Source organism: Pseudonocardia sp. SID8383, from assembly GCF_009864975.1.
GTDB lineage: Bacteria > Actinomycetota > Actinomycetes > Mycobacteriales > Pseudonocardiaceae > Pseudonocardia > Pseudonocardia alni.
Map to the genome: position 1 here is coordinate 1 of NZ_WWFY01000892.1, position 2,363 is coordinate 2,363.

General features: G+C 76.9%; 2 protein-coding genes and 1 pseudogene. All 3 read left to right on the plus strand.

Translation table 11 applies throughout. The features are described 5' to 3' along the window. Positions 1–469: pseudogene (locus GTW08_RS21500) on the plus strand (glycosyl transferase); the annotation flags it as partial. A 173-nt stretch (positions 470–642) separates the two neighbouring features. Beyond that, on the plus strand, positions 643–1,194 hold the full coding sequence (locus tag GTW08_RS21505; protein ID WP_073575409.1) for a PH domain-containing protein: 552 nt from the start codon (positions 643–645) through the stop codon (positions 1,192–1,194). After that, positions 1,191–2,363: PH domain-containing protein (locus GTW08_RS32745; RefSeq protein ID WP_161152443.1), on the plus strand; the 1,173-nt coding region annotated here is incomplete at its 3' end. The genes GTW08_RS21505 and GTW08_RS32745, both read left to right, overlap by 4 nt.

The following is a 2,363-nucleotide window of genomic DNA, read 5'->3' on the forward strand; positions in this document are numbered from 1 at the left end:
GTCGGGCACCGGCGCCACCGATGCCGGTGGGCTGCCTGCCGGTGCCGCGCCGGATGGTGCCGGGCAGCCCGGCGCGGGCGGGCCGGGCGGGATGCCCGGTGGCGGTCCGGGAGGCGAGCGGACCAGCGCCCAGGTCGTGGCCCTGCTGCGTGAGGCAGGACCGTCCCGCTGGGCGGCGGCGACGATCGGCTCGCAGGGCGCGGCGTCGATGATGCTCGTCGCGGGCGGGGACACCGCCGTCATGGCGATCGGCGGCTTCTCCGGCAGCGACGACTCCCCCACCCTGGAGCAGTTCCGGCAGTACGTCGCGCAGGGCGACGTCCGGTACTTCGTCAGCGGCGGCGAGCGGGGTGGCCCCGGCGGCGGCCGCGGCACCGGCGCGGAGATCACCGCCTGGGTCGCACAGCACTACACCGCGACGACAGTCGACGGCACCACGGTCTACGACCTGTCCGCGCCGGCCCACTGACCGTCGTCGCCCGCCGAGTGGCACACCACGTACCCGGACCCGGATTCCAGACGCACGTGGTGTGCCACTCGGCGGCACCCCTCTGTCGGCCACGCCCCCTCTTTCGGCCACAGTGGGGTCTCCGACGGCGTGCTCGGATGCTCCCGCCGGGTGCGGTTCGGCAGAGTGGGACCATGACCGCCACCGGCCCCCGCACCGGCGACCCCGGACCCGGGATCCCGACCGACGCGCTGCCGCTCCCGTTGCGCCCACCCGCGAACCGGGTCGACCCCCGCGCGATCTGGTGGTGGCGGCTCTCGGCGGTGCCGGTCCCGCTCGTGCTGCTCGGCGGCCAGGTCGTCGCGTGGTTCCTGCTGCCCGCGGTCCCGTGGCACGGGGTTCTGGTCGCGACCGTGGTGTTGACGGTGCTGTGGCTGCTGGTCGGGACGCTCGTCGTGCCCGGTCTGCGGTACCGGCTGCACCGCTGGGAGGTGACCGAGGACGCCGTCTACACCCGGTCGGGCTGGCTGGTGCGGGAGTGGCGGATCGCGCCGATCCCGCGGGTGCAGACCGTCGACACCGAGCACGGCCCGCTGCAGCAGGCGCTGCGCCTGGCGACGGTGACCGTCACGACCGCGTCGGCCCGCGGCCCGGTACGCATCGCCGGGCTCGACGCCGCCGCCGCCGCCGAGCTCGCCCGCAGGCTCACCGAGACGACCGGGCGGCACAGCGGGGACGCGACGTGACCGAGCCCGTACCCGTCGCCCCCGCGGACGGCACCGGCACGCCCCCCGAGGAGGTCGGCTGGCGACGGCTGCCGGGCCGGATGCTGCTCGTCGGCCCGGCCACCGCGCTGCTGCGGCTGGCCCCCGCACTGGTCGTGCTGGTCCTGTTCGGCGCGGGCAGCGGCAACTCCACCCAGGTCTGGATCGCGGGGGCGGCGGTCGTCGTCGCGGTCGCGGTGGGCGTCGTGCGCTGGCGCACCACCCGCTACCGGATCACCGACGAACGCGTCGAGCTGCACAGCGGGCTGCTGAACCGGCAGCGCCGCTCGGTGCCGCGGGACCGGATCCGCACCGTCGACCTGACCGCACCGCTGCTGCACCGGCTCGTCGGGCTGTCGGTGGTGAAGGTCGGCTCCGGGCAGAGCGGGTCGGACGCGGGCCTCGACCTCGACGCCGTCACCACCGACGAGGCCGAACGGCTGCGCCGCGAGCTGCTCGCCCGCCCCGCCCCGGCACGCGGACCGGCCGCGGTCGCCGGCGGGACCGGGGCGGACCGGGCCCGGGTCGAGGGGAACGGTGCCGACGGGAACGGTGCCGACGGGAACGGTGCCGACGGGAACGGTGCCGGCGGAGACGCGGCCGGCGGGCACGGGACCGTCGGCCCGGCGGATCCCGTCGACCCCGCGGGCGAGGAGCTCGACCGGATCGACTGGTCCTCGCTGCGCTTCGCCCCGCTGACGGTCAGCTCGCTGGCCGCGATCGGTGCGCTGGCCGGCGCCGGCTGGAACGTGCTCAACGAGACCGGCCTCGACCCGCGCTCGCTGCCCGGCGCGGACGCCGTCGCCGGGGAGCTGTCGGCCGCACCGGTCTGGGCGACGGTGCTCGTCGCGGTCGCGCTCCTGCTGCCGGTCATGGTCGCCGGCAGCATCGTGCTGTTCGTGGAGCGCTGGTGGGACTACCGGCTCAGCCGCGAGCCCGACGGCACGCTGCGGGTACGGCGCGGCCTGCTGACCAAGCGGTCGCTGTCGGTGTCCGAGCAGCGGCTGCGCGGGGTGACGGTGTCCGAGCCGCTGCTGGTGCGGGCCCTGGGCGGCGGTGCCCAGGCCGGGGCGCTGACCGTCGGGCTCGCCGGGGAGGACACGGACTCCGGCGGTGGCGCACTCGGCCCGCCGGTGCGCCGCGCGCACGCC